Origin of the sequence: Paraburkholderia sp. BCC1884 (genome assembly GCF_900996225.1) — a bacterium.
Lineage (GTDB): Bacteria > Pseudomonadota > Gammaproteobacteria > Burkholderiales > Burkholderiaceae > Paraburkholderia.
In genome coordinates this window covers 1-1,379 of the sequence record NZ_CAAJGL010000076.1, presented here as the reverse complement: position 1 = coordinate 1,379, position 1,379 = coordinate 1, and the positions used below count along the sequence as shown (strand labels likewise).

The 1,379-nt window shown below is 60.2% G+C and carries 1 protein-coding gene; it reads left to right on the top strand.

Features of this window, described 5'->3' with window-relative positions; all coding sequences use genetic code 11:
• Positions 1-111: 111 nt before the first annotated feature.
• Positions 112-1,122 (top strand): IS110 family transposase, encoded by a 1,011-nt coding sequence (locus FQ705_RS15400; RefSeq protein ID WP_144142537.1) that lies wholly within the window; start codon positions 112-114, stop codon positions 1,120-1,122.
• Positions 1,123-1,379: the final 257 nt, after the last annotated feature.

Sequence of the window (1,379 nt, the reverse complement as noted above, 5' to 3'; positions counted from 1 at the left end):
TTTAGATGGAATGGTCGCCTCCCGCCTTAACGGTCCGCCCGGTGCCGCGGCCTCGCGCTCCGGAACGTGTCACATTGCGGGTTCGGCAGTCCTGCCGTCAAGGAGAACCAGATGGAACCCACGACCATTGCCATCGACCTGGCCAAGCGCGTTTTCCAGATTCACTTCGTTGACCCCGCGACTGGTGCGATTCACAGCAAGGTACTCAAGCGAGCCCAGCTTGTGCCGTTCTTCGCCAACCGCCCGGCGAGCCGTGTCGTCATGGAAGCGTGCAGCAGCGCCCATCACTGGGCCCGAGTGCTGGCGCGGCTTGGTCATGACGTGCGGCTCATCGCAGCCCAGTTCGTGCGGCCGTTCGTGAAGTCAAACAAGAATGATGCAGCTGATGCCGCAGCGATCTGGGAAGCTGCCCAGCGTCCCGGCATGCGCTTCGTGGCCGTCAAGACGGAGGATCAACAGGCGATGCTCGCGCTGCACCGCATACGCCAGCAACTGGTGCGAATTCGCGTCATGCAGATCAACCAGCTGCGCGGATTGCTCTACGAATTTGGCGTTGTCCTGCCGCAAGGTCGACGGCCATCTATCGAAGCAGCCAAAGGCGCGTTGGCGTCTCTGGCCGACCAGTTGCCCGCCATGCTGACAGACAGCATGCAAGACCAACTCTCACGACTTCGGGCACTTGACGAGCAGATCGCACGAATCGAACAGCGCATTCTCGAATGGCGCCGCAACGATGACGCATGCAAACGGATCTCGGAAATTCCCGGTGTCGGTGTGCTCACCGCGACCGCAGCAGTGTCCGTAATCGGACAGGCAAAGACGTTCCGCTCGGGGCGAGAGTTTGCCGCCTATCTGGGCCTGGTGCCACGACAGAATGGTTCTGGCGGCAAGGTCAAGCTCGGCGGCATCAGCAAACGTGGCGATGTGTATTTACGCACGCTGCTGATCCACGGCGCCCGGTCCGTCATCTCGGCCTCGAAGCATCTGCCGGAACGAATGCGTGCCATGCTCACGCGACGTCCCACGAACGTAGTCGCAGTCGCGCTGGCCAACAAGATGGCGCGAACGATCTGGGCGCTCCTTGCGTACGGCCGAACGTATGAAGCAGCGCCGTCGCGGTAATCACGCTTCAAAATCAGTAACCCATCCACGGTTGCACAGGTGTATTGAACGATGGCAAGACAGGTTGGACCGCGCGAAGGCAAGCCTGAGACATTACTCGGACTTCGAGTCCGCTATTTAGATTAGGACCTTTGCGGCGAAATCCATCGGGGCCGGCGGGCATGCCCGCGATCGAGTCCGAATATAAGTCCGCAACCACCCTTCTCGCTACGAACAATCACCTTGCAAATGGGAGGCGACCATATAAGTAATGTCCG

What these genes read in the sequence shown, in the direction of transcription:
- FQ705_RS15400 (WP_144142537.1), top strand. Translation starts at nt 112, where the DNA reads ATGGAACCCACGACCATTGCCATCGACCTGGCCAAGCGCGTTTTCCAG.